Raw genomic sequence first — 26216 nt, forward strand, 5'->3', positions numbered from 1 at the left:
GACTTCTACCTTTCTTAAAGCGACGAGTATTTCTTGCGCAGACGCTGACGAATCAGTTCTGCGAGGGTGTTCATGACGAAGGTGAACAACAGCAGCACCAGCGCCGAGAGGAACAGCACGCGGTAGTGGCTGCCGCCGACTTCCGATTCGGGCATTTCCACTGCAACGTTGGCTGCCAGGGTGCGCAGGCCTTCGAACAGGTTCATTTCCATGACCGGGGTGTTACCGGTTGCCATCAACACGATCATGGTTTCACCGACCGCCCGGCCCATGCCGATCATCAGCGCCGAGAAGATGCCCGGGCTGGCGGTGAGGATCACCACGCGGGTCATGGTCTGCCACGGCGTGGCACCGAGGGCCAGGGACCCCAGGGTCAGGCCGCGAGGCACGCTGAACACGGCGTCTTCGGCGATGGAGTAGATGTTCGGGATGACCGCGAAGCCCATGGCCAGGCCGACCACCAGGGCGTTGCGCTGGTCGTAGGTGATGCCCAGGTCGTGGGAGATCCACATGCGCATGTCGCCACCGAAGAACCAGTTCTCCATGAACGGGCTCATGTACAGCGACAGCCAGCCCACGAACAGGATCACTGGAATCAGCAGCGCACTTTCCCAGCCATCCGGGACTTTCAGGCGGATCGACTCAGGCAGGCGACTGAAGGTGAAACCGGCGACCAGAATGCCGATCGGCAGCAACATCAGCAGACTGAAGATGCCCGGTAAGTGCCCTTCCACATACGGCGCGAGGAACAGACCAGCGAAGAATCCGAGGATCACCGTCGGCATCGCTTCCATCAACTCGATCACCGGCTTGACCTTGCGGCGCATGCCCGGGGCCATGAAGTACGCGGTGTAGATCGCAGCGGCAACGGCCAGTGGAGCGGCCAGCAGCATGGCGTAGAACGCGGCTTTCAGGGTACCGAAGGTCAGCGGCGACAGGCTCAGCTTGGGTTCGAAATCGGTGTTGGCGGCGGTCGATTGCCAGACGTACTTAGGTTCGTCGTAGTTCTCGTACCAGACCTTGCTCCACAGTGCGCTCCACGATACTTCCGGGTGCGGGTTGTCGAGCAGCAGCGGGTGCAACTTGCCGCCGGCTTCCACGATCACGCGGTTGGCGCGAGGCGACAGACCGAAAACGCCTTGGCCTTCAGCGACTGGCTCCACCAGCAAGGTGCGGTGGGCGGTGCTGTGGAACACGCCAAGCTTGCCGGAAGCGTCAAGGGCAACGAAGCCCTTGCGGCGTTCTTCAGCAGTGATTTCAACGATAGGCGTGGTGCCCATCTGGAAGGTGCGGATCTGCTTCAGGCGTTGCTCGCCATCGGGGTCGCGAGCCATGAACCACTGGGCCAGGCCACCTTTGGAGTCACCGATGATCAGCGAGATACCGCCCACAAGCTGGGTGCTGGCAGTGACTTGAGCTTCACCGTCTTCAAGCAGCTTGTAGCGACCGTTGAGGCTCTTGTCGCGCAGGCTGAACACGTCGGCCTGGGCACGCCCGTTGATCACGTACAGCCACTGCTGACGCGGGTCGACGAAGATGTTCTTCACCGGCTCGTTCATCTGCGGCAAGTCGATGCGCTTCTGCTCGTTGGTGACTTCGCCGGTCATCATGTTCTCTTCGCTGGTCAGCGACAGAACATTGAGTTGCGAACCGGTGGCGCCAACCAGCATCAGGGTCGAATCGTTGGCGTTGAGGCTGACGTGCTCCAGCGCACCGCCGGCTTCGTTGACCGCGATTGGCGCTTCGCCGTACGGATACTCGACGGCCGGGGTGATGGTTTTCTTGCCTTCCGGGTAGCTGACTTTATAGGTGTGACGGAACACCAGAGCCTGACCGTTGGACAGACCCACGGCCACCAGCGGGTGACCTGGCTGATCTTCTCCGATGGATGTCACGGTGGTGCCGGCCGGGATCGACAGATCGACGCGCTTCAATTCAGCGCCACTGTCGATGTCGAAGAACAATGCCTGGCCCTTGTCGGAAACCCGCATCGCAACCTGGTTCTGCTCTTCCAGGGAGATCATCAGCGGCTTGCCGGCGTCTTGCATCCAGGCCGGCGTGATGGCGTCCTTGGCGGTCAGGCTGGCACCCTGGAACAGGGGCGCGACGACGTAGGCAAGGAAGAAGAAGATCAAGGTGATCGCGCCCAGTACAGCTAGGCCGCCAACGAGGACGTACCAGCGGGTCAGGCGATCTTTGAGCGCGCGAATGCGGCGCTTGCGTTGTAGCTCAGGCGTATTGAAGTCAATTCGCTTGGGGGGATTAGTAGTCATGTTGGAATTGGCCAGATCATTCATGCGCACACCCTAGCGATCCTGTATGACAGAAAGATGACAATGCAGTGACGCGACAAATCCGCCGCTAGCGGTAACCAGCAGTGGATAGAGAATTCGAGGTGTATGGGGGCGGCTCCTGCCGCCCCCATGTGAGTCCAGAGCGATTCACTCTAGACTCAATTTGTTACTTTTTTGCGACTTCAGCGCCGCTTTCCGCCAGACCCAGGTCAGCCAGAGCTTTGGCAGCTACTTTGGCCGGCAGTGGGATGTAACCGTCTTTCACAACAACTTCCTGGCCCTGTTTCGACAGAACCAGTTTCACGAACTCGGCTTCCAGCGGGGCCAGAGGCTTGTTCGGGGCTTTGTTCACGTATACGTACAGGAAGCGGGACAGCGGGTACTTGCCGTTCAGGGCGTTTTCTTCGGTGTCTTCGATGAACTCGGTGCTGCCCTTCTTGGACAGAGCAACGGTTTTCACGCTAGCGGTCTTGTAACCGATGCCCGAATAACCGATGCCGTTCAGCGAGGAGCTGATCGACTGCACGACCGAAGCCGAACCTGGTTGCTCGTTCACGTTTGGCTTGTAGTCACCTTTGCACAGGGCTTCTTCCTTGAAGTAGCCATAAGTGCCGGATACCGAGTTACGACCGAACAGTTGAACCGGCTTGTTGGCCAGGTCGCCGGTCACGCCCAGGTCGCCCCAGGTTTTGACTTCGGTTTTAGCGCCGCACAGACGAGTCGACGAGAAGATCGCGTCGACCTGCTCCATGGTCAGGTGCTGGATCGGGTTGTCCTTGTGTACGAATACAGCCAGGGCGTCCACGGCAACCGGGATAGCGGTTGGCTTGTAGCCGTACTTCTGCTCGAAGGCAGCCAGTTCGGTGTCCTTCATCTTGCGGCTCATCGGGCCCAGGTTGGAGGTGCCTTCAGTCAGCGCAGGTGGTGCAGTGGCGGAGCCAGCGGCCTGAATCTGGATGTTTACGTTCGGGTATTCTTTTTTGTAGTTCTCGGCCCAGAGGGTCATGAGGTTGGCCAGAGTGTCGGAACCAACGCTGGACAGGTTGCCCGACACACCAGTGGTCTTGGTGTAGCTCGGGATAGCAGGGTCAACAGCGGCAACCGCGTTGGCAGTCGCAACGCCAGCAGCGACAAAAGTCATTGCCGCCATCAAACGCTTCAGTTTCATGCCTTACTCCTAGCAGATAGGGTGTGTTATTCGGGGCCAAGTATCAGCAGGCCGTGTGAACACTCTATGGCTGAAATATGACAATTGGATGAAAGGCCAGCACTCCGCTCGGAAGGCTGCCCTTTCAGTTGTAACTATAGATGTGAGGAGTGCTGTGATCGTTCGCTGTCAGCGGCCCTTCTTCCAGAGATATGCACCTACCAGAATCCCCACCCCACACAGCACCGCCACATAATAAGCAGGCCCCATCGCACTCTCCTTGAGCAACAGGCTGACGATCATCGGCGTCAGACCACCGAAAATCGCATAGGCGACGTTGTACGAGAACGACAGGCCGCTGAAACGCACCACGGGCGGGAACGCCTTGACCATCACGTACGGCACCGCGCCGATGGTGCCGACCAGCAGACCGGTCAGGGCGTACATCGGGAACAGCCAGTCGGGATGGTCTGCCAGGCTGTGGTAGAAGGTCCAGGAACTGGCCAGCAACGCTGTACAGCCGATCACGAAGACTCGTCCCGCACCGAAGCGATCGGCCAGTGCGCCGGCAATGATGCAGCCAAAGCTCAGGAATACGATCGCCACGCTGTTCGCCTGCAGGGACGTGGTTGGCGAGACGTGATAGACCATCTGCAACACGGTCGGGGTCATCAGGATCAGCACCACGATGGCGGCCGACAGCAGCCAGGTCAGCAACATCGAAATGGCAATCGCACCACGATGGTCACGCAGCACCGCCCGCAGCGGCACCTCTTCGGCCAGGGCCTTACGCAGTTGCAGCTCGGCGAACACCGGGGTTTCGTGCAACCAGCGACGCAGGTACACAGAGAACAAACCAAACACGCCACCCAGCAGGAACGGAATGCGCCAGGCGTAATCCGCTACTTCCACCGCGGTGTAGATGCTGTTGATCGCCGTGGCGACCAGCGAGCCGAGCAGGATACCCGCCGTCAGGCCGCTGGTCAGGGTGCCGCAGGCGTAGCCGACATGCCGCTGCGGAACGTGTTCGGAAACAAAGACCCACGCCCCCGGCACTTCACCGCCAATGGCCGCGCCCTGGATCACCCGCATCAGCAGCAGCAGGATCGGTGCCCACATGCCGATCTGTGCATAAGTCGGCAGCAGACCCATGATCAAGGTCGGCACCGCCATCATGAAAATGCTCAGGGTGAACATTTTCTTTCGGCCCAGCAGGTCGCCGAAGTGCGCCATCACGATGCCACCCAGTGGCCGTGCCAGGTAGCCGGCGGCGAAGATGCCGAAGGTCTGCATCAGACGTAGCCACTCGGGCATGTCCGCCGGGAAGAACAGCTTGCCCACCACCGTGGCGAAGAACACGAAGATGATGAAATCGTAGAACTCCAGCGCGCCGCCCAAAGCAGACAACGATAGAGTCTTGTAGTCGTTGCGGGTCAGCGGACGTGCGGGTTGGTCTGGCTGCGCGATGCTCGAGGGCGCTGTGGTCATGGCAAGGGCTTCTCTTATAGTCGGATCTGCAACCTCAACAACGCTGGCTGAGGTTTGAGCAGGTCCGGCACGATAGCAAATTGTTCGAAAAAGCACATAGAGGTGCGTTTTTGACGGTCAAAATGAGAACCGGACGGTCGTCGCGGAGTCTACCGACCGATATACTCAAAGCCTGCTCCGGTTTTTGAGGGGTTGCTGTGCGAAAACGCCTGTCAGGGTTCATAGGCGATTTCGCAGAGTTTCCCTTTAGGCGCCTTATGGAAAACGTGACGAACGTAGTATGTTCGGTGCTGAATCGTTTTTCCCGAAGACGGCTACCACCAGCAATACCAACGAAGAGTCACGGGTCAGAGGCACCCCCGGAATGATAGAGCTCGAACAAGAAGATCCGATCCCGCAAGGCGACCTGGCCCTGCAAATCACCGCGCTTCCTCGCGAAACCAACGGCTTCGGCGATATTTTCGGCGGCTGGCTGGTGGCGCAGATGGATTTGGCGGGCACCGCTATGGCCAGCAAAGTCGCTGGCGGACGCGTTGCCACCGTCGCGATCGACCGCATGGCCTTTCTGGTTCCGGTGGCGGTGGGCGCGCAGCTCTCCTTTTATACCCAGGCCCTGGAAATCGGCCGCAGCTCGATCAAGATGATGGTCGAGGTCTGGAGCGACGATCCACTGTCCAGCGAGTGGCGTAAAGTTACCGAAGCGGTGTTTGTATTCGTTGCCATCGACGGCAGCGGTCGCACCCGTTCGGTTCCGCCTCGGGCTCGCTGAAAGAGCTTCTAAACCTGGTAGCCGTTTTGCGGTCGATAGTCGTCCACGTTACTGATCGAGAGCTGTCCCATGAGCACGCCCAATGTTGAAGCTGTAAAACTGGATGAACTGAACTGCTGGCGCATCCGCCACGGTCAAGCCGAATTACTGGTGGCCCAGCAAGGCGCGCACATCCTCAGCTATCAATTGGCCGGCCAGCCGCCGCTGATCTGGCTCAACGACGAAGCCGTGTTCAAGACAGGCAAAAGCATCCGTGCCGGCGTGCCGGTGTGCTGGCCGTGGTTCGGCAACTTTGCGCGCAACCCGCAAAGCGTGCAGGCGATGCGCGTCAGCAATGAAGCGCCGTCGGCTCACGGCTTAGTGCGAGCGATGGATTGGGAGCTGGGCGGCATCAAAGCCGAAGGCGAAAGCCTGAAGGTCGAATTCCTTCTGCCCTACCCCGAAGGCGGCTTTCCCGGCTGGCCGCACCAGGTGGATTTGACGCTGAATATTCACCTCGACGAGCAATTGCACATCCAGCTGACCAGCCACAACCGGGGCGCCGAAACCGTCAGCATCAGCCAGGCGCTGCACAGTTACTTTGCCGTCAGTGATGTGCGCGACGTGCATGTCGAAGGCTTGAATGACTTGAGCTACATCGAAACGCTGGAAGACTGGAAAACCAAGCAACAATCCGGTGATCTGCGCTTTTCCGGCGAAACTGACCGCATCTATCTCGACGTCCCGCCACAGCTGAACATCGTCGATCCGGCCTGGGAGCGACGCATCGTACTGACCAGCACCGGCTCGCGTACGGCGGTGATCTGGAACCCGTGGATCGACCGCGCCGCCGCGTTCAGCGACATGGCCGACGACGGTTGGCAGCGCATGCTGTGCATCGAGACGGCGAACGTGATGAGCGATGTGGTGAACCTGGCACCAGGGGCGAGCCATACGCTGGGCGTGAGCGTCGGTAGCAAGCCGCTCTAAGCAACACCACAAAACAAATGTGGGAGCGAGCTTGCTCGCGATGGCGGTGTAACAGGCAACATAAATGTTGAATGTTATCGCCTCATCGCGAGCAAGCTCGCTCCCACAGTTTCTTGTGCCAGGCCTTCTGGCGGCGCGTTACAGATCCGACTCTTTCACTACCCTGACCGTCTGCGCATCCAGCGCATACGCCGCATCGGCCAGGTCATTGCTGACCTTCTCGACTTTCAGCGTGCCGGTGACCCACAGCGGCGTGTAGATATCGTTCAGCTTCAAGCCCTTTGGATAACGCACCAGCACCAGTTGGTTGGGCGGCGGCGGCGGCACATGGATGCACGCGCCCGGGTACGGCACCAGGAAGAACAATGTACTGCGGCCCTTGGCGTCGGACTCCAGCGGCACCGGATAACCACCGATGCGGATGTTCTTGTCGTTCATCGACGCTACGGTTTTGGTCGAGTACATCACCGCCGGCAAGCCTTTGGCCTGCTTCATTCCGCCCTTGTCGGTGAAAGTGCCATTGGCTTCAGGGGAGTTGTGGTCGATTTCAGGCATGGCCTCGAGGGCCTTCTGGTCCGACTTTGGCATCAATTCAAGCCAGTCGGTTTCCGGCAGTTCGCCGGCATGGGCAAGGCCCGAACCCAGTAAAACAAGAGTCAACAAAAGACGGCGCATGAAGGTGCTCGGCAAAGGGAAGAACAGGAAACGCCGAGCATTCTAGCCCTCCCGGCTTGTGCCGCCGAGAGGACTTTGTCGATTGGCTCAGTTCTTTTTGACCAGGCCGTAAATCACCAGCAGGATGACCGCGCCAACCAACGCACCGATGAAACCTGCGCCTTGGCCAGCCTGATAGATGCCCAGGGCCTGACCGCCGTAAGTGGCCGCCAGCGAACCGCCGATACCGAGCAGGATGGTCATGATCCAGCCCATGCTGTCATCGCCCGGTTTCAGGAACCGTGCCAGCAGGCCGACAATCAAGCCGATAAAGATGGTTCCGATAATTCCCATGGCATTTCCCTCTGAATGAAGTGGCTGTGTCCGGTCTCACCAATAATGTTCCTCTTTTGGCGAGTGACTGTTGTTGTCAGGCAAGGCGCCGCGACGAGTCATAGCTGGCTATGGCGAGGAGCGGCAACGCAGCATGACGGCAACAGACCCCGTCAAAAAGGAACAGTATTGGTGAGACAGGACACCTAGCCAAAGCCTAGTCAGACTTTGGCATCCTGCCATGAGAGAACGGCGGCCCCTGAATGGTTCCGCCGCTGCCACATGAAACTATTCGGCGATCAGCGCTTCGACCTTGAGGATCTGCGCGGTCAGCGTTTCGCGATCCGCACAACGCAGGTTGGCGTGACCGACCTTACGGCCGACTTTGAAGGCCTTGCCATAGTGATGCAGATGGCAATCGGCGATGGCCACGACCTTCTCGGTGTCCGGCACTTTGCCGATGAAGTTGAGCATCGCGCTTTCGCCGACCTTGGCCGTCGAACCCAACGGCAGACCGGCGACGGCCCGCAGGTGGTTTTCGAACTGGCTGCACTCAGCGCCCTCGGTAGTCCAGTGCCCGGAGTTGTGCACGCGCGGGGCGATTTCGTTGGCCTTGAGGCCACCGTCGACTTCGAAGAACTCGAACGCCATCACGCCGACGTAATCCAGCTGATTGAGCACACGGCTGGAGTAGTCTTCGGCCAGGGCTTGCAACGGGTGATCGGTGCTGGCCACGGACAGCTTGAGGATGCCGCTTTCGTGGGTGTTGTGTACCAGCGGATAGAAGCGGGTTTCACCGTCGCGGGCACGCACGGCGATCAGCGAGACTTCACCGGTGAACGGCACGAAGCCTTCCAGCAGGCAGGCAACGCTGCCCAGTTCGGCAAAGGTACCCACCACATCTTCTGGCGTGCGCAGGACTTTCTGGCCCTTGCCGTCGTAACCCAAAGTACGGGTTTTCAGCACCGCCGGCAGACCGATGGAAGCCACGGCGGCGTCCAGGTCGGCCTGGGACTGGATGTCGGCGAACGCCGGGGTAGGAATCCCCAGATCCTTGAACATGCTCTTCTCGAACCAGCGATCGCGGGCGATGCGCAGGGCTTCGGCGCTCGGGTAGACCGGGACGAATTGCGAGAGGAAAGCCACGGTCTCGGCCGGAACGCTTTCGAACTCGAAGGTCACCAGATCGACTTCATCGGCCAGCTGACGCAGGTGATCCTGATCGCCGTAATCGGCTCGCAGGTGTTCGCCCAACGCGGCTGCGCAAGCATCCGGCGCCGGGTCCAGGAAAGCGAAGTTCATGCCCAGCGGAGTGCCCGCCAGTGCCAACATGCGACCCAACTGGCCGCCACCGATTACACCGATCTTCATCGTCAACAACCTCAGGCGATGCGTGGGTCTGGATTGTCCAGGACGCTGTCTGTCTGCTCAGCACGGAAGGTTTTCAGCACCGCGTGGAACTGCGGGTGCTTGGCGCCCAGGATACTCGCCGACAACAGCGCTGCGTTGATCGCGCCCGCCTTGCCGATGGCCAGAGTGGCAACCGGAATGCCTGCTGGCATCTGCACAATGGAGAGCAGCGAATCAACGCCCGAAAGCATAGCGGACTGCACGGGTACGCCCAGCACCGGCAAATGGGTCTTGGCCGCACACATGCCTGGCAAGTGGGCCGCGCCACCGGCACCGGCGATGATCACCTCGATGCCCCGCGCCTCGGCTTCTTCAGCGTACTGGAACAGCAGGTCCGGGGTGCGGTGGGCAGAAACCACTTTCACCTCGTAGGGGATGCCGAGCTTTTCCAGCATATCGGCGGTGTGGCTAAGGGTGGACCAATCGGACTTGGAGCCCATGATCACGCCAACCAGTGCACTCATCGTCGTGCCTCTTCTCTCTGGGCGCCCGCAGGCGCATCAAAAAACAACAAGCCACGCAGAATGCGTGGCTTGATTGTACGAATTATGGCCAGTCGTAACCGGCCGAAGGCCGCGCAGTATACCGTAATGAGGCAGATAAACAGCCCCCGGTGCGACCATCTGTCATGCGGTCTGAAAATGCCCATTTCTTGACTATCGAGTCAGCCGGCTAAACCGAGGTATGACGTGAACTATTCATTTTCTTACTTTAATAAAAGTCGCAGCAGAAGCGACCACCTCAGTACACTTAAAACAATTTTAAATAAACTTAAACTTGCCGGAAGTGCCGATCACCGTCAACTATCAAATCTCAGGAAACCCCTAACTGAACAGGAAGTTCAAAAACATGAAAAAACCTATCAGCCTCATCATCATCCTCCACAACGACCTTCAACATCATCAAAAAAACAGTTTATATTCAGACTATTTTGCCTGGCTTAAAACCGAACTTGAATATATCTCGGGACGCACCGTCCAGATCGATATGCATCGTCAGAGCGACATCCCTGAAATGTCAGTATACGACTACAAAAATGAGGATGCTGTAGCTGCACTGAATGGCTGGAAAGACTTGATTAAAAATTGGTATGCAGGAATTTTGGCAAGCGATCGTCATGACGTGAATTTAACCAAAATCCTCTTGTTGACCCGAGAGAATATCCACGAAAAGTTGGGCGGACTCTTGGGGGGCATAGGCGGATATGCCTTTTTCAAAGGTCATTGCGCAATTGCATCGATCACCTCTTATCGTATTCCCGCACATGAAATAGGTCATATGCTTGGCGCGACCCACGAAGACAGTGAAGTGATCTATGACGGCTGGTGGCACGACACAATCATGCTCGCCGATGAGTTTTCTCATGTACGTGGAAACGTTTACCGCTTCAGCGACAAGAACAGGGAAAATATTCGCGAATATCTCAATCGCTTTCCATAAGTTCAAGCTACCTTGCGAAAGTCGCCATAATCATTCTCACGAAGCCGGGCTCGCTGCACCACCTTCCAACTTGCGCCACAACAACCGCACATTGGCCTTGCGCACAAGCGCACAGCGGTAAAGGCGAATCTCCAACGGCACATGCCACTGCGGCCCGCCGCAGACCACCAACTCACCGCGCGCCAGTTCGGCGCGCACGCTCAGTTGCGGCACCCAGGCGATGCCCAGGCCTTCCAGGGCCATGCTTTTCAGGCTGTCAGCCATGGCGGTTTCGTAGATCGTGGTGAAACGCAGCGCCCGTTGACGCAACAGCATGTTCACCGACCTGCCGAGAAACGCACCGGCGCTGTACGCCAGCAACGGCACACTGCCTTCGCCTTCCAGGTCGAACAGGGGTTTGCCGTCGGCGTCGGCGGCACACACCGGCAGCATCTCGGTGTGGCCAAGGTGCAGCGAGGGGAAGATTTCCGGGTCCATCTGCATCGCGGCGTCCGGATCGTAGAACGCCAGCATCAGATCGCAACCGCCTTCGCGTAACGCATGCACCGCATCGCCCACGTTGGTCGCCACCAGCCGCGTGGCGATGTTCAGGCCTTCGTTGCGCAACTGCGCGATCCAGCGCGGAAAGAAACCAAGTGCCAGAGAGTGCGCGGCAGCGACCTGCATCACTTCGCCCTGCCCGCCTTCCAGGTGATGCAGATGGCGCAGCACTTCGCCGAGCTGTTCGACCACGGTTCGCGCGGTGACCAGAAACAATTGCCCTGCCGCCGTCAGCTCCACCGGCGTGCGCGAACGGTTGACCAGGGTCAGCCCCAGCGCCGCCTCCAGGCTGCGGATTCGCCGGCTGAACGCCGGCTGCGTCACGAAACGCCGCTCGGCGGCCTGGGAGAAACTGCGGGTGGCGGCCAGGGCACTGAAGTCCTCCAGCCATTTGCTTTCCAGATTCATCACGTCCTCCCGGACACGCACCAATTTAGGTCACACGTTCGCCGTCAAGCCGGCGTCACACGGGCATTATGCCGAATATGCATAGCCTAGTGTTTAACAGCATTGGCCCAAAATTTTGTACAGGCCTAGCATTCACAGCGTTCCGGCACAGACCGGGTCCATATTGAGATGATTTCTATCATGTCCTCCGCTGCATCATTCCGCACAGAAAATGACCTGCTTGGCGCTCTCGAAGTACCCGCTCAAGCGTATTACGGTATTCAGACCCTGCGAGCGGTGAATAACTTCCGCCTCTCGGGCGTTCCGATTTCGCACTACCCGAAACTGGTTGTCGGCCTGGCCATGGTCAAACAGGCCGCTGCTGACGCCAACCGTGAGCTGGGTCACCTGAGCGAAGCCAAGCACGCTGCCATCAGCGAAGCCTGTGCACGTCTGATCCGCGGCGACTTCCACGAAGAATTCGTGGTGGACATGATTCAAGGCGGCGCTGGCACTTCGACCAACATGAATGCCAACGAAGTCATCGCCAACATCGCGCTGGAGGCCATGGGTCACCAGAAAGGCGAATACCAGTACCTGCACCCGAACGACGACGTGAACATGGCGCAGTCGACCAACGACGCGTACCCGACGGCGATCCGTCTGGGTCTTTTGCTGGGTCACGATGCCCTGCTCGCCAGTCTCGACAGCCTGATTCAGGCGTTCGCGGCCAAGGGTGAAGAATTCAACCACGTCCTGAAGATGGGTCGTACCCAACTGCAAGACGCCGTGCCGATGACCCTGGGTCAGGAATTCCGCGCTTTCGCCACCACCATGGGTGAAGACCTGGCCCGTCTGAAGACGCTGGCCCCGGAACTGCTGACTGAAGTGAACCTGGGTGGCACCGCGATCGGCACCGGCATCAACGCCGACCCGCGTTACCAGCTCCTGGCCGTTCAGCGCCTGGCAGTGATCAGCGGTCAACCGCTGGTTCCGGCCGCCGACCTGATCGAAGCTACCTCCGACATGGGCGCCTTCGTGCTGTTCTCCGGCATGCTCAAGCGTACCGCGGTCAAGCTGTCGAAGATTTGCAACGACCTGCGCCTGCTGTCCAGCGGCCCACGTACCGGCATCAACGAGATCAACCTGCCGGCACGTCAGCCAGGCAGTTCGATCATGCCAGGCAAGGTCAACCCGGTTATTCCGGAAGCGGTCAACCAGGTGGCGTTCCAGATCATCGGTAACGACTTGGCCCTGACCATCGCGGCTGAAGGCGGCCAGCTGCAACTGAACGTGATGGAGCCGCTGATCGCCTTCAAGATCTTCGACTCGATCCGCCTGCTGCAACGCGCCATGGACATGCTGCGCGAGCACTGCATCGTCGGCATCACCGCCAACGAAGCACGCTGCCGTGAACTGGTCGAGCACTCGATCGGTCTGGTCACCGCGCTGAACCCTTACATCGGCTACAAAAATGCCACCCGCATCGCCGGCCTCGCCCTTGAAAGCGGCCGCGGCGTGCTGGAACTGGTGCGCGAAGAAGGTCTGCTCGACGAAGCCATGCTCGCCGATATCCTGCGCCCGGAAAACATGATTGCTCCGCGTCTGGTGCCTCTGAAGGCATAACCCGACGCGTTATTTTTAGCACCGCTCACCAGGTCGAGGGACTAGACACCTCTCACCTTTTGAGGGCCTGGAGATCAATCTCCAGGCCCTTTTTTTTAACCGCAGCAAAAGCAAAACCTGTGGGAGCGAGCTTGCTCGCGATGGCGTCCGGTCAGTCGACACAAATGTTGAAGGAACTATCGCAATCGCGAGCAAGCTCGCTCCCACAGGAAAGCATCGGTATAGTGCCGCCCCTCTTCGTGTGAGCGGTCGTCGGTAGCGAGGCCTCAACCCATGCGAAACCCGAACTAATAACAAACCCGCGATATGAAACCGGGACGAACGTTGACCCGCCTGTTGTGCCGTGTGCCAGCGGGTGTAACTCGATATGTCTATCCGGCCAGCATCCGCCTACACAAAAAACAGCGAGGAATAATCCATGCTCGAAGTCATTAACGACTTCCTCTCAGGGAAAGTACTGATCGTGCTCATTGTCGGGCTCGGTAGCTACTTCACGATCCGCTCGCGTTTCGTTCAACTGCGTCATTTCTTCCACATGTTCGCGGTGTTCCGCGACAGCCTCAAAAGCAGCGCCGGGCAACTCAGTTCGTTCCAGGCCCTGATGCTCAGCCTCGCCGGCCGCGTCGGTGCGGGCAACATCGCCGGGGTCGGCATTGCCGTGACCCTCGGTGGCCCCGGTGCCGTGTTCTGGATGTGGGTGACCGCGCTGGTCGGCATGTCCAGCAGCTTCTTCGAATGCTCCCTCGGCCAGCTCTACAAGCGCTGCGATTCCGACGGCCAGTTCCGTGGCGGCCCGTCCTATTACATCCAGCACGGCCTGCAAAAACGCTGGTTGGGCATGCTGATGGCGTTCCTTTTGCTGGTGACTTTCGGGTTCGCCTTCAACGGCCTGCAAGCCCACGCCGTGACGCACTCGCTGAACAACGCGTTCGGCCTCGACACCACTTACACCGGCATCGGCCTGGCCGTGCTGCTGGGCCTGGTGTTCATCGGCGGGATCAAGCGCATCGCCAAGGTCGCCGACCTGTTGGTGCCGGTGAAAACCCTGGTGTACATCGGCGTGACCCTCTACGTGATCGTGCTGCAGTTCGACCATGTGCCGGGCATGCTGATGACCATCGTCAAGAGCGCCTTCGGTCTGGACCAGGCCTTCGGCGGCCTGATCGGCAGCGCCATCGTCATGGGCGTGAAGCGTGGCGTATTCGCCAACGAAGCAGGCCTGGGCAGTGCGCCGAACGTGGCGGCGGTTGCGGCGGTCGAGCACCCGGTGGCACAAGGTGTGGTGCAGGCGTTCAGTGTGTTCCTCGATACCTTCGTGATCTGCACCTGCACCGCGCTGCTGATCCTGCTCTCCGGCTTCTACACCCCGGGCTTCGAAGGCGACGGCATTGCCCTGACCCAGAACTCCCTGGCCGCCGTGGTCGGTGACTGGGGCCGGATGTTCATCTCCGTGGCCCTGGCGTTGTTCGTGTTCACCTCGATCCTCTACAACTACTACCTGGGCGAGAGCAACCTGCGCTTTTTGATCGGTGAAAACCGCAAGGCGCTGATGGGCTATCGCGCGCTGGTACTGGTGTTGATTTTCTGGGGCGCCATCGAAAACCTCGGCACCGTATTTGCCTTCGCCGACATCACCATGACCATGCTCGCATTCGTCAACCTGATCGCGCTGTTCCTGCTGTTCAAGGTCGGCATGCGCATCCTGCGTGACTACGATGACCAGCGCGCCGCTGGCATCAAGACGCCAGTGTTCGACTCGGCCAAGTTCCCGGACCTGGACCTGGACCGCAACGCCTGGCCGGCCAATCCGCCAGCCGCTGTCGGCAAGACTGAAGTTGAGTCGCAAGGTGTGCCTGCAGCGCAACGCTGATCGGTAAACGACAGGCGCATCCCCTGCGCCTGTCAGTTAAAGTGCGAAAAACTGTGGGAGTGAGCTTGCTCCCACAGGAACTCTTCCTTTCGGAGAATCTTCATGAATTCCTCGACCTACCCTGCCGCCCAGCACGTCATGGTGCTCTATACCGGTGGCACCATCGGCATGCAGGCTAGCGCAAACGGCCTGGCTCCAGCGTCCGGTTTCGAAGCGCGGATGCGCGACTATCTGCACAGCCAGCCTGAACTGGTGGTGCCGCAATGGCGCTTTCGCGAAATGTCGCCGCTGATCGACAGCGCCAACATGACCCCGGCGTATTGGCAACAACTGCGCGAAGCGGTGGTCGACGCGGTGGATGTTCAGGGCTGCGACAGCGTGCTGATCCTGCATGGCACCGACACCCTGGCCTACAGTGCCGCCGCCATGAGTTTCCAGTTGCTCGGCCTGCACGCCCGCGTGTGCTTCACCGGCTCGATGCTGCCAGCCGGCGTCACCGACAGCGATGCCTGGGAAAACCTCAGCGGCGCATTGGTCGCTTTGGGCCAAGGCATCGCGCCGGACGTACATCTGTACTTCCATGGCGAACTGCTGGACCCGACCCGCTGCGCGAAGGTACGCAGTTTTGGCCGACATCCGTTCAAACGACTGGAGCGTCAGGGCGGTGGCGTGAAGGTGCCTTCGCTCCCAACACAGTTGAATTACAATCAGCCCAAACAATTGGCGAACGTCGCCGTGCTGCCGCTCTTCCCCGGCATCAGCGCCGAGGTGCTGGATGGTTTGCTCGACAGTGGCATTCAAGGCCTGGTGCTGGAGTGCTACGGCAGCGGCACCGGCCCGAGCGACAACCCCGGGTTTCTCGCCAGCCTTGGGCGCGCGCGGGACAACGGCGTAGTCGTGGTCGCGGTGACGCAGTGCCATGAAGGCGGTGTCGAGCTGGACGTGTATGAGGCGGGCAGTCGCCTGCGTGGCGTTGGGGTGTTGTCCGGTGGCGGCATGACCCGTGAGGCGGCGTTCGGCAAGTTGCATGGGCTGTTGGGTGCGGGGCTTGAAACGGACGAAGTCCGTCGGCTTGTCGAACTCGACCTTTGCGGCGAATTGAGCTGAATCAACACATAACCCTGTGGGAGCGAGCTTGCTCGCGAAGACGACGGCACATCCAATATTGATGTGACAGACAGACCGCTTTCGCGAGCAAGCCCGCTCCCACAGGGTCATCGGCACACAACTTGCTCCGCATTCCAGCATCCCAAGGCTGGAAGTCCTCATGCTCCACTCCCACCTCACCACGCTCAACGCGGTCTCCCTGGTACTCGATGCCTTCAAGGCACAAGGCTTGTCCAGCGAAGCGCTGCTGGCCGGAAGCGGCATCAGTGCGGCGGATCTGAACCGTGCCGACACGTGCATCACCACCAATCAGGAAATGCAGGTCTGTGCCAACGCCGTTGCCCTCAAACGTGACATCGGCCTGGAACTGGGCCGGCGGATGCACGTTTCCTGCTACGGCATGCTCGGTTACGCCCTGCTCACCAGTGCCACCTTCGGTGACGCTTTGCGTCTGGCAATGCGTTATCCGGCGCTGCTGGGAACACTTTTCGAGTTGAGCCTTGAAAACGATGGCGAGCGCATCTGGTTCGCCGCCGCTGATTACCGCGAGAGCCCGGCCATGGCGGTGTTCAACGCCGAGTTCTGCCTGGTGTCGCTGAAAGTCACCTGCGACGACCTGCTCGGCCATCCCCTGCCCTTGCTCGGCGCCCGCTTTGAACACGCCGCGCCCGATTACGAAGTGACCTACGCCGAACACTTCAACTGCCCAGTGCACTTCGGCGCGCGGAACAACGCCTTCGCCTTCGACAAGCGCTGGCTCGACCAGCCTCTGCCGCTGGCCGATATCATCACCCACCAGGCCATGGCCGAACGCTGCCGCAAACAGAACATCGAGTTCACCGGGCGCCAGGCCTGGCTGGGGCGGATCCGCCAATTGCTCAGCGCGCAATTGAATGCGGCGCCGGGGCTGGAGGGGTTGGCCGAGCAAATGAACTGTTCGGCGCGGACCTTACGCCGGCATCTCAAGGACATGGGTTGCAGCTATCAGGAACTGCTCGACGAACTGCGCTTCGAGCAGGCCAAGCAAATGCTTTGCGAGGATCAGCTGCCGATCTATCAAATCGCCGAAGCCCTGGGTTTCAGCGAGACCGCGAGTTTTCGCCATGCGTTTGTGCGCTGGAGTGGTGTGGCACCCAGTCAGTTTCGGCCCTGATGGCTGTAGTGGCCGATCTGCCGCCATCGCGAGCAAGCTCGCTCCCACAAGGGTTATGCGTTTTACACAAAAATCGCGGGCACTGAGGCTCACCTGTGGGAGCGAGCTTGCTCGCGATGGCGGCCGCGAGAGCTCCGCATTATCAAGGGGCGAATTTCGGTCAAATGTTTTGGCCATATCGATCCCCTTTTGGCCTTTCCTGCCGTTCTCCTAAACCGTCTGCACCGCAAGACTGTGTTCAACCGAATCAGCCTGCGGAGAACAAGAAATGCTGACGATCTACTCGGACGATCACCACCTGCACCACGGCCGTTGTGAACTTATCGATGGACAACTCAAGCCCTGCTTCGAGATGCCTTCCCGTGCCGACCACGTGCTGCAACGGGTGAAAAACCAGAGCCTGGGCCCTGTAGAAGCACCGAAGGATTTCGGTCTGGAGCCCATCGCGCGCATCCACAGCCGCGACTACCTCGATTTCTTCAAGGGCGCCTGGGCACGCTGGACCGAATTCAACACCGACGGTGACCTGCTGCCCTACACCTGGCCAGCCCGCACGTTACGCCACGTCAAACCGACCAGCCTGCACGGCCAGCTCGGCTATTACAGCTTTGATGGCGGCGCCCCGATCACCGCCGGCACCTGGCAAGCGGCGTACAGCGCAGCGCAAGTCGCGCTCACCGCCCAAGCGGAAATCCAGCGCGGCGCCCGTTCTGCTTTCGCCCTGTGTCGTCCGCCGGGACACCACGCCGCCGGCGACTTGATGGGTGGTTATTGCTACCTCAACAACGCCGCCATCGCCGCCCAGGCCTTCCTCGATCAGGGCCACAAGAAGGTCGCAATCCTCGACGTCGATTACCACCACGGCAACGGTACCCAGTCGATTTTCTACGAACGCAGCGACGTGCTGTTCACTTCGATCCACGGTCATCCGGAAGCCGAATTCCCATTCTTCCTTGGCTATGAAGATGAACGTGGCGAAGGCGCCGGTGAAGGTTTCAACTTCAACTACCCATTGCCCGCCGGCAGCGGCTGGGACACCTGGAGTGCGGCACTGGAACAGGCCTGCAAGGAGATCGAAAACTACGGCGCCGACATCATCGTCGTGTCCCTGGGCGTCGATACCTTCAAGGACGACCCGATCTCGCAATTCAAGCTCGACAGCCCGGACTACCTGGCCATGGGCAAGCGCATCGCGACGCTCGGCAAACCCACGCTGTTTGTCATGGAAGGCGGCTATGCCGTAGAGGAAATCGGCATCAACGCCGTGAACGTTCTCGAAGGTTTTGAAAGCGCTCAGTGAGGAAAAAAACAATGAACAGACTCAAGCGCTTTATCGCTCCCGCGCTTTGCGCCACGTTGCTTGGCGGTGCCGTGCACGCTGAGGAGCGCACGTTGCGCGTTTACAACTGGTTCGACTACATCACCCCCAAGGCCCTGGAAGACTTCAAAGCCCAGAACACCCAGTCCAAACTGGTCTACGACATTTTCGACACCAACGAAGCGCTGGAAGCCAAGCTGCTGACAGGCAATTCCGGCTACGATGTGGTGGTGCCGTCCAATGTGTTTCTCGCCAAGCAGATCGAAGCCGGCGTGTTCCAGCCGCTGGATCGCAGCAAGTTGCCGAACTGGAACCACCTCGACCCCAAGCTGATGAAGCTGATCGAAGCCAACGACCCGAGCAACAAGTTCGCCGTGCCTTACATGTACGGCACCATCCTGATCGGCTTCAACCCGGATAAAGTCAAAGCAGCGCTGGGTGTCGACGCGCCGTTGGACAGCTGGGACCTGATCTTCAAGGAAGAGAACATCAGCAAGCTCAAGCAGTGCGGCGTCGCCCTGCTCGACTCGCCGTCGGAGATCCTGCCGCTGGCCCTGCAACACCTCGGCCTGGACCCCAACAGCAAAAAGCCTGCGGACTACGACAAGGCTGAAGCGCTGCTGATGAAGATCCGTCCGTACATCACCTACTTCCACTCGTCCAAGTACATGGCCGACATTGCCAACGGTGACATCTGCGTCGCAGTCGGTTATTCCGGCAGCTTCTCGCAAGCCGCCAACCGCGCCAAGGAAGCCAGGAACGGTGTGGTCGTCGACATGCGTTTGCCGAAGGAAGGCGCGCCGATCTGGTTCGACATGCTGGCGATTCCGAAGGGGGCGAAAAACCCCGAAGACGCCTACACCTTCATCAACTACCTGCTGCAGCCTCAAGTGATTGCACCGGTCAGTGACTTCGTCGGCTACCCGAACCCGAACAAGGACGCCACGGAAATGGTCGACCCGGTGATCCGCAACAACCCGAACCTGTACCCGACCGACACGGCGATGAGCACGCTCTACACCCTGCAACCGTTGCCCCGCGATGCCGAACGGGCGCGCACCCGGGCCTGGACCAAGATCAAGTCCGGCACCTGATAACTGTCTCGTTCCCGCCGTCACCAGGACCTGCGCTCGCGCAGGTCTTTTTTTGCCCGCGATATTTATTTACCGCTCATGGTGCATGCTCGTAGGCGGACCGAGCAGGCCGCCCTCCTCAGAGCACCTTCCACACCCTGCGCAATCGCTCCAATGCTGATTCGATCGCCTTTTCGGGCACGGCGGCAAAGCCCAGTACCAGTCCCGCGCGCTGATCCATCGGCGTCGCGGAATCGGGCAACCAATAACTGCTCAAGCCGTTGATCTCGACATCGACACTTTGTGCCAACTCGATCAGTTCACGTTCACGCGCCACACTGTCGACCGGCACGGTCATGTGCAATCCGGCGGCGACCACGGGTAACGGGCCGACACCGGGAATCTCCGCCGGCCAGTCGCTGAGCAACGCATTACGCCGGCTCAGCGCCGCACGCCGCATCCGCCGGATATGTCGCTGGAAATGCCCGGCCGCCATGAACTCGGCCATTACCGCCTGAGTACTGACCTCCGAATGCCGTACATCCACTGCACGGCGCCGCGCGAAAGCCTCAACCAGACCACGCGGCAACACCAGGTAACCCAGGCGCAATGCCGGAAACGCCACTTTGCCGAACGTGCCGACGTAGAGCACCCGGCCATGCCGATCCAGTGCTGCCAAAGGTGCCAGCGGCGCACCGCTGTAGCGGTACTCGCCGTCATAGTCATCCTCGACGATCCAGCCCTGCGTGCGTTCGGCCCAGGCCAGCAATTCCAGACGGCGAGCCAGGCTCATCACCACCCCGGTGGGGTACTGATGGGACGGGGTGACGTAGGTCAGACGGCAATCGCTCAGCTGTGCCAGTTCACCGCAGTCGATACCCTCGCTATCCACCGCCACCCCATGCAGCCGGGCACCTGCCACGGCGAACGCATGACCGGCCGCCCGATACCCCGGATTTTCAATCGCCACCCCGTCACCGGGCCCCACCAGCAGCTGTGCACAAAGGCTGATCCCCTGCTGCGCACCACTGGTGATCACAATTTGCTCAGCCGTGCACTGCATGCCACGGGAACTGCGCAAATACGCGGCGATCATCCCGCGCAAGCGTGCATCGCCGGCCGGATCGCCGTAGCACAGTTGCTGCAAATCCGGTTTACGCCAGAAAGCCGCATTCAGCTTGGCCCAGACCTCGAACGGAAACAGATCGAACGCAGGAACACCGACCCGAAAAGCCTTGGGCGGACCGCTGGGCGGCATGGGTAAATGATTCTTTTCAACACGGGTCAAGGCGTCCCTGTGGGTAACTTTGCTGGATGAATCCACAGGCAAATCAAGCCAATTTGTGGATAAAGCTGTGGGTAAGCCTGTTGAAAACCCTGTGGATACTTTTGTGGATAGTTTTTTTGCCGGCAAGGTTGCATGGGGTAATTGCGCGACGTAAGTCCCGTCACCTACCCGCCCCTCGATAAACCCTTCAGCGTAAAGCTGATCGTAGGCGCGCACTACGCTGTTGCGGGAAATCGCCAGCGCGGCAGCCAGATCCCGACTGGCCGGCAAACGCGTGCCGCTGGCCAGTCGCCCGTCGAGTACCCGCATCCGCAATGCCTGATAGAGCTGCCGACTCAACCCCTGGCGACGATCAAGTTCGATACCCGCCGGGTTGAAGGTCAGGGACAGTGGTTCGCTGGTCATCGCAATGGACCCATGAAATTGGTCATTAATGGCTCTTACAACAGACCAATAGCCTGCCTAGGATGCAGACATTCGCCAAGGAAAATATCTCCATGTACACACCACGTGCTTTTGCCATCGACGAGTTGTCCCAACTGCATGAACTGATCCTCGCCACCCGCCTCGCCATATTGGTGACCTACGGTGAAAGCGGCCTGCAAGCCAGCCATGTACCGGTGCTGCTGCATTGCGAACAAGGCTCGAACGGTACGTTGTACGGGCATCTGGCCAAAGCCAATCCACAGTGGAAAGACCTGCGCGACGGCGCCGAAGCCCTGCTGATTTTTGCCGGTGCCGACGCCTACGTCAGCCCCGGCCTCTACCCGAGCAAGGCCGAACACGGCAAAGTCGTGCCAACCTGGAACTACGTCGCTGTACACGCCTATGGCCGAGCCGAAACCTTCAGCGATGGCGGGCGGCTGCTCGACATCGTCAGCACCCTTACCGACCGTCATGAAGCTGGCCGCGCCCAACCGTGGTCAGTGGCCGATGCCCCCGCCGATTACATCGACGGCATGCTCAAGGCCATCGTCGGTTTCGCCATCCCCATCGACCGCCTGGAAGGCAAGCGCAAGCTCAGTCAAAACCGCAGCCCCGCCGACATCGCCGGCGTGCGCGAAGGCCTGGCCGCCAGCCCCGACATCAATGACCAAACCCTCGCCCAATTGATGCGCTAAGGAAATCACCATGAGTCAAATCGACATTCGCCAGGTCGCCGCCGGTGATCACGCGGCCTGGTTGCCGCTGTGGCAAGCCTACTTGCATTTCTACAACACCGAATTGCCGGAGGCCGTCACCCAAAGCACCTGGCAGCGCATGCTCGATCCGAACGAGCCAACCCACGCCGCACTCGCCTGGGCCGACGGCAAAGCGGTGGGCATGGTGCATTTCATCTACCATCGTTCGAACTGGGCCATCGAAAACTCCTGCTACCTGCAAGACTTGCTGGTAGCCCCGGAAACCCGCGGCACCGGCGTCGGCCGGCAACTGATCGAATTCGTCTACACCACGGCCAAGGCCGACGGCTGCAACAAGGTCCACTGGCTGACCCACGAAACCAACGCCACCGCGATCCAGCTCTACGAGCGCATCGCCGAACGCCCCGGTTTCATCCAGTTTCGCAAAGCCATCTAGGAGAACAGCATGTCGATTTCACTCGCCGACTGGAAAGGCGTCCCGGCACCCACCGCTCAACTGATCGAAGGGCGTTACATCCGCTTGGAAAAACTCGACCCGGCGCGTCACGCCGATGGTTTGTGGAAGGCCCTGCAAGGCCCGGGTGCCGACCCGAAACTCTGGGATTATTTGCCTTATGGGCCTTTCCCGGAGCGCAGCGTTTTCAACGATTGGCTGAACAATCATGCGGCCAATAGCGACCCGTATTTCTTCAGCGTGATCGACCGTGCTAGCGGCGATGTGCAGGGCATCCTCAGTTTGATGTCGATTGTCCCTTCACAAGGGCGGATCGAGATCGGCCATGTCACGTTCGGCGCGCCGATGCAGCGCTCGCCGAAAAGCACCGAGGCGATTTATTTGCTGGCCAAGGAATCCTTTGCGCTGGGTTATCGCCGTCTGGAGTGGAAGTGCAACAACGGCAATGCCCGCTCCAAATACGCGGCCGAGCGGCTGGGGTTCAGTTTTGAGGGCGTGTTTCGTCAGCATATGGTGGTGAAGGGGCAGAACCGGGATACGGCGTGGTATTCGATTCTGGACTCGGAATGGCCAGCGATCGGGGCGGGGTTTGAGCGGTGGCTATCCGATAAGAACCAGACGGATTCGGGGCAGGTGAAAACGTTGGCGGAGTGCCGCACCTGATTCGGTAGCGCCTGGACGGACGCTATCGTCGGAACGCCGCCCGGAGCAAGCTTTGCTCCTACGGGATATGGGCCGGACACACGATCTGTGGACGCCACCAAACCTGTAGGAGCATGGCTTGCCCCGCGATGCTTTTAGGCGAGTTTCTGGGCAAGCACCGCAATATGCTCCGGCCCGATCCCGCAGCAACCGCCCAAATGACTGGCGCCGCGTTCTTTCCAATCCGCCGCCCACTGCAAGTAACCCGGCGGATCAAGGTCTTCACGCAACGGGTCCAGACCGTCATTGGCCGTGGCCTCTTTCGGTTGCGGCGGGAAGGCATTGGCATAAGCGCCGATGTGAATCTTCACCCCTAAACGCTCGAAGGTTTCCCGCGCGGCATCAATCGCAGCACCGATTACTTCCGGCTGGCTGCAGTTGAACAGCAACGTTTCGACGCCCAACTCAGCCGCCACGGCGGCGGCTTCAGCCACCGGCTCGCCCGAACGCAAGCGCGGCACTTCGTCCGTGTCCTCATCCTTCAGGGTAAACGACAGCCAGAACGGCTTGCCGTCCGTTGGCAGACCGGCGTGGATCGCTCGCGCTTCAACGATCGAACTCTGGGTTTCTGCCAGCCACAGATCGACATGAGGTGCCAGACCCTTCACCAGCGGCGCCAACAATTCAGTCGCCCGACCAGCATCAAAAAGGTCCGGGCGATAGGACCCAAACAGCGGCGGCAATGAACCGGCCACACGCACCGCTTTGCCCGAAGCCTCTACCGCGCGCCGAGCCAGCTCACCGGCCAACGCCGCGAGCGCCTGCCCTTCTGCTGCAAAACGCTCTTCGCCAATGTGAAACGGCACCACCGCGTAACTGTTGCTGGTGATCACGTTCGCACCGCTTTCGATATAAGCCGAGTGCACCGCCTCTACCGCTTGCGGCGCTTCGCTCAAGGCCAGCGCCGACCACTCAGGCTGCCGGAACGGCGCGCCTCGGCGCTGTAACTCACGACCCATGCCGCCATCCAGAATCACTGTGCTTGCTGCGCCCATATGCTTTTCACTCATAAGCTTATGAAAATAACTCACTATCGGAGTCGTTCTTATAACTATTTAATACGCACCATCCGGTTAATGACAACCTCTTTTTTATCAGGAATCGACTGTGAAATTCCAACCACTCCTGGCCCTGGGCCTGACGATTCTGGCTGCCTCCACCCAAGCCTTTGGCGGCGCCACGCTGGATCGCGTCGAGCAAAAAAAAGAACTGGTGGGCGTGTTGATGGAAAGCTATCCACCCTTCTCGTTCCTCAATGATCAGAACCAGCTCGATGGCTTCGACGTCGACGTGGCCAAGGCCGTGGCAGACAAACTGGGCGTCAAACTGCGCCTCGAAACCCCGTCCTGGGACGTGATCGCTGCCGGCCGCTGGAGTGGGCGCTACGACATCTGCATCTGCTCCATGACCCCGAGCAAGGCCCGCGCCGAGGTCTTCGACTTCCCGGTCGAGTACTACGCCTCGCCAGCGGTGATCGTGGTCAACGCCAAGGACGACAGCATCCACAGCGCCAAGGACCTGAGCGGCAAGAAAGTCGGCCTCACCAGCGCCTCCAGCTATGAAAGCTACCTGAACAAAAACCTGGTGATCGAAGGCGCCGAAGACACCCAATTGCAGTACCCGTTCGAGGACGTGCAGATCGCCCCGTATGACACTGACAACGTGGCGTTCCAGGACCTCGGCCTGGGCGCTGGCGTGCGACTGGACGCGATCCTCACCAACCTTGTCACCGCCCAACCGCGCCTGACCGAAGACAAGCGCTTCAAACTCGCCGGCGAGCCGCTGTACTCGGAGCCGAACTCGGTGGCCATTGAAAAAGGCGACGCCCAGTGGGACGCCAAAGTGCGTGACGTCTTCGCTCAGCTGAAACAGGACGGCACACTGAGCAAGCTCTCGCAAAAATGGATCGGCGCTGATATCAGTAAATGACTTCTTTCCCCAAACCTCCCCAGCCGCCGGCTGAGTCACGGCTGCAACGGATCTTCGGTTTCCGCACACGGCTGTACTTGACCTGGGCGGCGATGCTCGGATTGTTCGCCAGTTTCTTCCTGAGCTTCGACCTGAAGTTCTCGATCATCCTCGACAAACTGCCCAACCTCGTCGGCGTGCACCTGGCGCCCAACGGCTTCCTGCAAGGCGCGGCGCTGACGTTGTTTCTGTGCCTGTGTTCAATAGTCGCCTCGTCGCTGCTGGGTTTCATCACCGCCCTGGGGCGGCTGTCGAAAAGCGCCGTGGCGTTCGGCATCGCCAGTTTCTACGCCTCGTTCTTTCGCGGCACACCATTGCTGATCCAGATTCTGCTGATCTACCTCGGCCTGCCCCAACTGGGCGTAGTACCCGGCGCCATCGCGGCCGGGATCATCGCCCTGTCGCTGAACTACGGCGCCTACCTGAGCGAAATCTTCCGCGCCGGCATCCTCGGCGTTTCCCACGGCCAACGGGAAGCGTCACTGGCCCTGGGCATGCGCGAAACCGTGATTTTCTGGCGCGTCACCCTGCCCCAAGCCATGCGCACCATCATCCCGCCGACCACCAACCAGTTCATCTCCATGCTCAAGGACTCGTCGCTGATCTCAGTGATGGGGGTTTGGGAAGTGATGTTTTTGGCGCAATCGTATGGGCGGTCGAGCTATCGGTACATCGAGATGCTGACGACCGCAGCGGTGATTTATTGGGTGATGTCGATTGGATTGGAGCTGGTTCAGGCAAGGATGGAGCGTCACTACGGGAAGGCGTATTTGCATAACCGATGAGTTCACTTGATGCGTGGTGACGCCATAAAAACGACTCGGCTAACAACGCGAATCGGCATAGGGGACGGCCTTCATAGACCGTACCCCTGCCACACCACCCGGCATGCGGGTCCGCACCGGGCGGTTCGAGGGATTGAGGTCAGGAGAGACGTGGAAGTCCCAAGCGATCAAACCACGCGAGATTAAGCACCCAATTCAAGGCCCATCGACTGTTGTCCCACCAACGACGGGTGTTACATGCCACTTTCTGGGCGACTTCTTTACTCGCACCCAAAGCCCGTAATTCACGATAAGTCGTC

24 protein-coding genes and 1 pseudogene are annotated in these 26216 nt (G+C 59.8%); 14 read left to right on the top strand and 11 right to left on the bottom strand.

Features of this window, described 5'->3' with window-relative positions; translation table 11 throughout:
• Positions 1–14: 14 nt before the first annotated feature.
• The 3 genes from AC1DU9_RS06035 to AC1DU9_RS06045 all read right to left on the bottom strand — a co-directional run bounded on the left by AC1DU9_RS06035 (position 15) and on the right by AC1DU9_RS06045 (position 4929).
• Positions 15–2048: an ABC transporter permease subunit gene (locus tag AC1DU9_RS06035; protein ID WP_457265682.1), complete on the bottom strand. Its 2034-nt coding sequence runs from the start codon at positions 2046–2048 to the stop codon at positions 15–17.
• 412 nt (positions 2049–2460) lie between these two features.
• Positions 2461–3462: a phosphate ABC transporter substrate-binding protein PstS gene (locus AC1DU9_RS06040; protein ID WP_477809892.1), complete on the bottom strand. Its 1002-nt coding sequence runs from the start codon at positions 3460–3462 to the stop codon at positions 2461–2463.
• 168 nt (positions 3463–3630) lie between these two features.
• The gene (locus AC1DU9_RS06045) at positions 3631–4929 is read right to left on the bottom strand and encodes an MFS transporter (RefSeq protein WP_457265672.1); all 1299 of its coding nucleotides are present in this window, start codon (positions 4927–4929) and stop codon (positions 3631–3633) included.
• Positions 4930–5293: 364 nt separating this feature from the next.
• On the opposite strand from AC1DU9_RS06045, the gene AC1DU9_RS06050 reads away from it, so the two are divergent.
• Both AC1DU9_RS06050 and AC1DU9_RS06055 read left to right on the top strand, forming a co-directional pair.
• Positions 5294–5698, top strand: a complete 405-nt coding sequence (locus tag AC1DU9_RS06050) for an acyl-CoA thioesterase (protein ID WP_007942704.1) — start codon at positions 5294–5296, stop codon at positions 5696–5698.
• A gap of 69 nt (positions 5699–5767) precedes the next feature.
• On the top strand, positions 5768–6667 hold the full coding sequence (locus tag AC1DU9_RS06055) for a D-hexose-6-phosphate mutarotase (RefSeq protein WP_457265673.1): 900 nt from the start codon (positions 5768–5770) through the stop codon (positions 6665–6667).
• Between the two features lie 138 nt (positions 6668–6805).
• On the opposite strand, the gene AC1DU9_RS06060 is transcribed toward AC1DU9_RS06055, so the two are convergent.
• The 4 genes from AC1DU9_RS06060 to purE all read right to left on the bottom strand — a co-directional run bounded on the left by AC1DU9_RS06060 (position 6806) and on the right by purE (position 9528).
• Positions 6806–7342 carry a DUF3299 domain-containing protein gene (locus AC1DU9_RS06060; protein WP_223460501.1) on the bottom strand — a complete coding sequence of 179 codons (537 nt, stop codon included), beginning with the start codon at positions 7340–7342 and terminating at the stop codon, positions 6806–6808.
• An 87-nt stretch (positions 7343–7429) separates the two neighbouring features.
• The gene (locus AC1DU9_RS06065) at positions 7430–7675 is read right to left on the bottom strand and encodes a GlsB/YeaQ/YmgE family stress response membrane protein (RefSeq protein WP_008018299.1); all 246 of its coding nucleotides are present in this window, start codon (positions 7673–7675) and stop codon (positions 7430–7432) included.
• Positions 7676–7942: 267 nt separating this feature from the next.
• The gene (locus AC1DU9_RS06070) at positions 7943–9025 is read right to left on the bottom strand and encodes a 5-(carboxyamino)imidazole ribonucleotide synthase (protein WP_223460503.1); all 1083 of its coding nucleotides are present in this window, start codon (positions 9023–9025) and stop codon (positions 7943–7945) included.
• Between the two features lie 11 nt (positions 9026–9036).
• Positions 9037–9528 carry a 5-(carboxyamino)imidazole ribonucleotide mutase gene (gene purE / locus AC1DU9_RS06075; protein ID WP_046038893.1) on the bottom strand — a complete coding sequence of 164 codons (492 nt, stop codon included), beginning with the start codon at positions 9526–9528 and terminating at the stop codon, positions 9037–9039.
• Between the two features lie 385 nt (positions 9529–9913).
• Here purE and AC1DU9_RS06080 point away from each other — a divergent pair, with 385 nt between their 5' ends.
• On the top strand, positions 9914–10504 hold the full coding sequence (locus AC1DU9_RS06080; protein ID WP_223460505.1) for a zinc metalloprotease: 591 nt from the start codon (positions 9914–9916) through the stop codon (positions 10502–10504).
• Positions 10505–10540: 36 nt separating this feature from the next.
• On the opposite strand, the gene AC1DU9_RS06085 is transcribed toward AC1DU9_RS06080, so the two are convergent.
• A complete protein-coding gene (locus tag AC1DU9_RS06085) occupies positions 10541–11452 on the bottom strand; it encodes a LysR substrate-binding domain-containing protein (RefSeq protein WP_223460507.1) in 912 nt (303 codons plus the stop codon).
• 180 nt (positions 11453–11632) lie between these two features.
• On the opposite strand from AC1DU9_RS06085, the gene AC1DU9_RS06090 reads away from it, so the two are divergent.
• The 6 genes from AC1DU9_RS06090 to AC1DU9_RS06115 all read left to right on the top strand — a co-directional run bounded on the left by AC1DU9_RS06090 (position 11633) and on the right by AC1DU9_RS06115 (position 19599).
• Complete coding sequence (locus tag AC1DU9_RS06090) at positions 11633–13057, top strand: aspartate ammonia-lyase (protein ID WP_223460509.1); 1425 nt, start codon at positions 11633–11635, stop codon at positions 13055–13057.
• Between the two features lie 418 nt (positions 13058–13475).
• The gene (locus tag AC1DU9_RS06095; RefSeq protein WP_223460511.1) at positions 13476–14927 is read left to right on the top strand and encodes an alanine/glycine:cation symporter family protein; all 1452 of its coding nucleotides are present in this window, start codon (positions 13476–13478) and stop codon (positions 14925–14927) included.
• Positions 14928–15029: 102 nt separating this feature from the next.
• Positions 15030–16034, top strand: a complete 1005-nt coding sequence (locus AC1DU9_RS06100; RefSeq protein WP_457265674.1) for an asparaginase — start codon at positions 15030–15032, stop codon at positions 16032–16034.
• Positions 16035–16194: 160 nt separating this feature from the next.
• Positions 16195–17187: an AraC family transcriptional regulator gene (locus tag AC1DU9_RS06105; protein ID WP_223460516.1), complete on the top strand. Its 993-nt coding sequence runs from the start codon at positions 16195–16197 to the stop codon at positions 17185–17187.
• Positions 17188–17455: 268 nt separating this feature from the next.
• Positions 17456–18487: a histone deacetylase family protein gene (locus tag AC1DU9_RS06110; protein ID WP_457265675.1), complete on the top strand. Its 1032-nt coding sequence runs from the start codon at positions 17456–17458 to the stop codon at positions 18485–18487.
• 11 nt (positions 18488–18498) lie between these two features.
• Complete coding sequence (locus AC1DU9_RS06115; protein ID WP_457265676.1) at positions 18499–19599, top strand: polyamine ABC transporter substrate-binding protein; 1101 nt, start codon at positions 18499–18501, stop codon at positions 19597–19599.
• Positions 19600–19717: 118 nt separating this feature from the next.
• On the opposite strand, the gene pdxR is transcribed toward AC1DU9_RS06115, so the two are convergent.
• A complete protein-coding gene (pdxR, locus tag AC1DU9_RS06120) occupies positions 19718–21271 on the bottom strand; it encodes a MocR-like pyridoxine biosynthesis transcription factor PdxR (RefSeq protein ID WP_457265677.1) in 1554 nt (517 codons plus the stop codon).
• Between the two features lie 92 nt (positions 21272–21363).
• Here pdxR and AC1DU9_RS06125 point away from each other — a divergent pair, with 92 nt between their 5' ends.
• The 3 genes from AC1DU9_RS06125 to AC1DU9_RS06135 are packed head-to-tail and all read left to right on the top strand — an operon-like array spanning position 21364 to position 23125.
• The gene (locus AC1DU9_RS06125) at positions 21364–21987 is read left to right on the top strand and encodes an FMN-binding negative transcriptional regulator (protein ID WP_457265678.1); all 624 of its coding nucleotides are present in this window, start codon (positions 21364–21366) and stop codon (positions 21985–21987) included.
• A 10-nt stretch (positions 21988–21997) separates the two neighbouring features.
• Positions 21998–22444 (top strand): GNAT family N-acetyltransferase, encoded by a 447-nt coding sequence (locus tag AC1DU9_RS06130; RefSeq protein WP_457265679.1) that lies wholly within the window; start codon positions 21998–22000, stop codon positions 22442–22444.
• A gap of 9 nt (positions 22445–22453) precedes the next feature.
• Positions 22454–23125: a GNAT family N-acetyltransferase gene (locus AC1DU9_RS06135; protein WP_457265680.1), complete on the top strand. Its 672-nt coding sequence runs from the start codon at positions 22454–22456 to the stop codon at positions 23123–23125.
• Between the two features lie 134 nt (positions 23126–23259).
• Here the strand turns inward: AC1DU9_RS06135 and AC1DU9_RS06140 are convergent, their stop codons facing one another.
• Positions 23260–24159, bottom strand: coding sequence for a homocysteine S-methyltransferase family protein (locus tag AC1DU9_RS06140; protein WP_108218845.1), 900 nt, complete (start codon positions 24157–24159; stop codon positions 23260–23262).
• 112 nt (positions 24160–24271) lie between these two features.
• Here AC1DU9_RS06140 and AC1DU9_RS06145 point away from each other — a divergent pair, with 112 nt between their 5' ends.
• Both AC1DU9_RS06145 and AC1DU9_RS06150 read left to right on the top strand, forming a co-directional pair.
• The gene (locus tag AC1DU9_RS06145) at positions 24272–25093 is read left to right on the top strand and encodes an ABC transporter substrate-binding protein (RefSeq protein ID WP_108218844.1); all 822 of its coding nucleotides are present in this window, start codon (positions 24272–24274) and stop codon (positions 25091–25093) included.
• Entirely contained in the window at positions 25090–25917 is an 828-nt protein-coding gene (locus AC1DU9_RS06150; RefSeq protein WP_223460535.1) for an amino acid ABC transporter permease, read from the top strand. The genes AC1DU9_RS06145 and AC1DU9_RS06150 overlap by 4 nt, the downstream gene beginning before the upstream one ends.
• A gap of 139 nt (positions 25918–26056) precedes the next feature.
• On the opposite strand, the pseudogene AC1DU9_RS06155 reads toward AC1DU9_RS06150, so the two are convergent.
• Positions 26057–26216, bottom strand: a pseudogene (locus tag AC1DU9_RS06155) (group II intron reverse transcriptase/maturase); the annotation flags it as partial.

The organism is Pseudomonas sp. P4_C1, from assembly GCF_056402155.1.

Coding starts and splice junctions, on each gene's coding strand:
- AC1DU9_RS06035 (WP_457265682.1), bottom strand. CDS start 2,048: ATGCAAGACGCCGGCAAGCCGCTGATGATCTCCCTGGAAGAGCAGAAC.
- AC1DU9_RS06040 (WP_477809892.1), bottom strand. CDS start 3,462: ATGAAACTGAAGCGTTTGATGGCGGCAATGACTTTTGTCGCTGCTGGC.
- AC1DU9_RS06045 (WP_457265672.1), bottom strand. CDS start 4,929: ATGACCACAGCGCCCTCGAGCATCGCGCAGCCAGACCAACCCGCACGT.
- AC1DU9_RS06050 (WP_007942704.1), top strand. CDS start 5,294: ATGATAGAGCTCGAACAAGAAGATCCGATCCCGCAAGGCGACCTGGCC.
- AC1DU9_RS06055 (WP_457265673.1), top strand. CDS start 5,768: ATGAGCACGCCCAATGTTGAAGCTGTAAAACTGGATGAACTGAACTGC.
- AC1DU9_RS06060 (WP_223460501.1), bottom strand. CDS start 7,342: ATGCGCCGTCTTTTGTTGACTCTTGTTTTACTGGGTTCGGGCCTTGCC.
- AC1DU9_RS06065 (WP_008018299.1), bottom strand. CDS start 7,675: ATGGGAATTATCGGAACCATCTTTATCGGCTTGATTGTCGGCCTGCTG.
- AC1DU9_RS06070 (WP_223460503.1), bottom strand. CDS start 9,025: ATGAAGATCGGTGTAATCGGTGGCGGCCAGTTGGGTCGCATGTTGGCA.
- purE (WP_046038893.1), bottom strand. CDS start 9,528: ATGAGTGCACTGGTTGGCGTGATCATGGGCTCCAAGTCCGATTGGTCC.
- AC1DU9_RS06080 (WP_223460505.1), top strand. CDS start 9,914: ATGAAAAAACCTATCAGCCTCATCATCATCCTCCACAACGACCTTCAA.
- AC1DU9_RS06085 (WP_223460507.1), bottom strand. CDS start 11,452: ATGAATCTGGAAAGCAAATGGCTGGAGGACTTCAGTGCCCTGGCCGCC.
- AC1DU9_RS06090 (WP_223460509.1), top strand. CDS start 11,633: ATGTCCTCCGCTGCATCATTCCGCACAGAAAATGACCTGCTTGGCGCT.
- AC1DU9_RS06095 (WP_223460511.1), top strand. CDS start 13,476: ATGCTCGAAGTCATTAACGACTTCCTCTCAGGGAAAGTACTGATCGTG.
- AC1DU9_RS06100 (WP_457265674.1), top strand. CDS start 15,030: ATGAATTCCTCGACCTACCCTGCCGCCCAGCACGTCATGGTGCTCTAT.
- AC1DU9_RS06105 (WP_223460516.1), top strand. CDS start 16,195: ATGCTCCACTCCCACCTCACCACGCTCAACGCGGTCTCCCTGGTACTC.
- AC1DU9_RS06110 (WP_457265675.1), top strand. CDS start 17,456: ATGCTGACGATCTACTCGGACGATCACCACCTGCACCACGGCCGTTGT.
- AC1DU9_RS06115 (WP_457265676.1), top strand. CDS start 18,499: ATGAACAGACTCAAGCGCTTTATCGCTCCCGCGCTTTGCGCCACGTTG.
- pdxR (WP_457265677.1), bottom strand. CDS start 21,271: ATGACCAGCGAACCACTGTCCCTGACCTTCAACCCGGCGGGTATCGAA.
- AC1DU9_RS06125 (WP_457265678.1), top strand. CDS start 21,364: ATGTACACACCACGTGCTTTTGCCATCGACGAGTTGTCCCAACTGCAT.
- AC1DU9_RS06130 (WP_457265679.1), top strand. CDS start 21,998: ATGAGTCAAATCGACATTCGCCAGGTCGCCGCCGGTGATCACGCGGCC.
- AC1DU9_RS06135 (WP_457265680.1), top strand. CDS start 22,454: ATGTCGATTTCACTCGCCGACTGGAAAGGCGTCCCGGCACCCACCGCT.
- AC1DU9_RS06140 (WP_108218845.1), bottom strand. CDS start 24,159: ATGGGCGCAGCAAGCACAGTGATTCTGGATGGCGGCATGGGTCGTGAG.
- AC1DU9_RS06150 (WP_223460535.1), top strand. CDS start 25,090: ATGACTTCTTTCCCCAAACCTCCCCAGCCGCCGGCTGAGTCACGGCTG.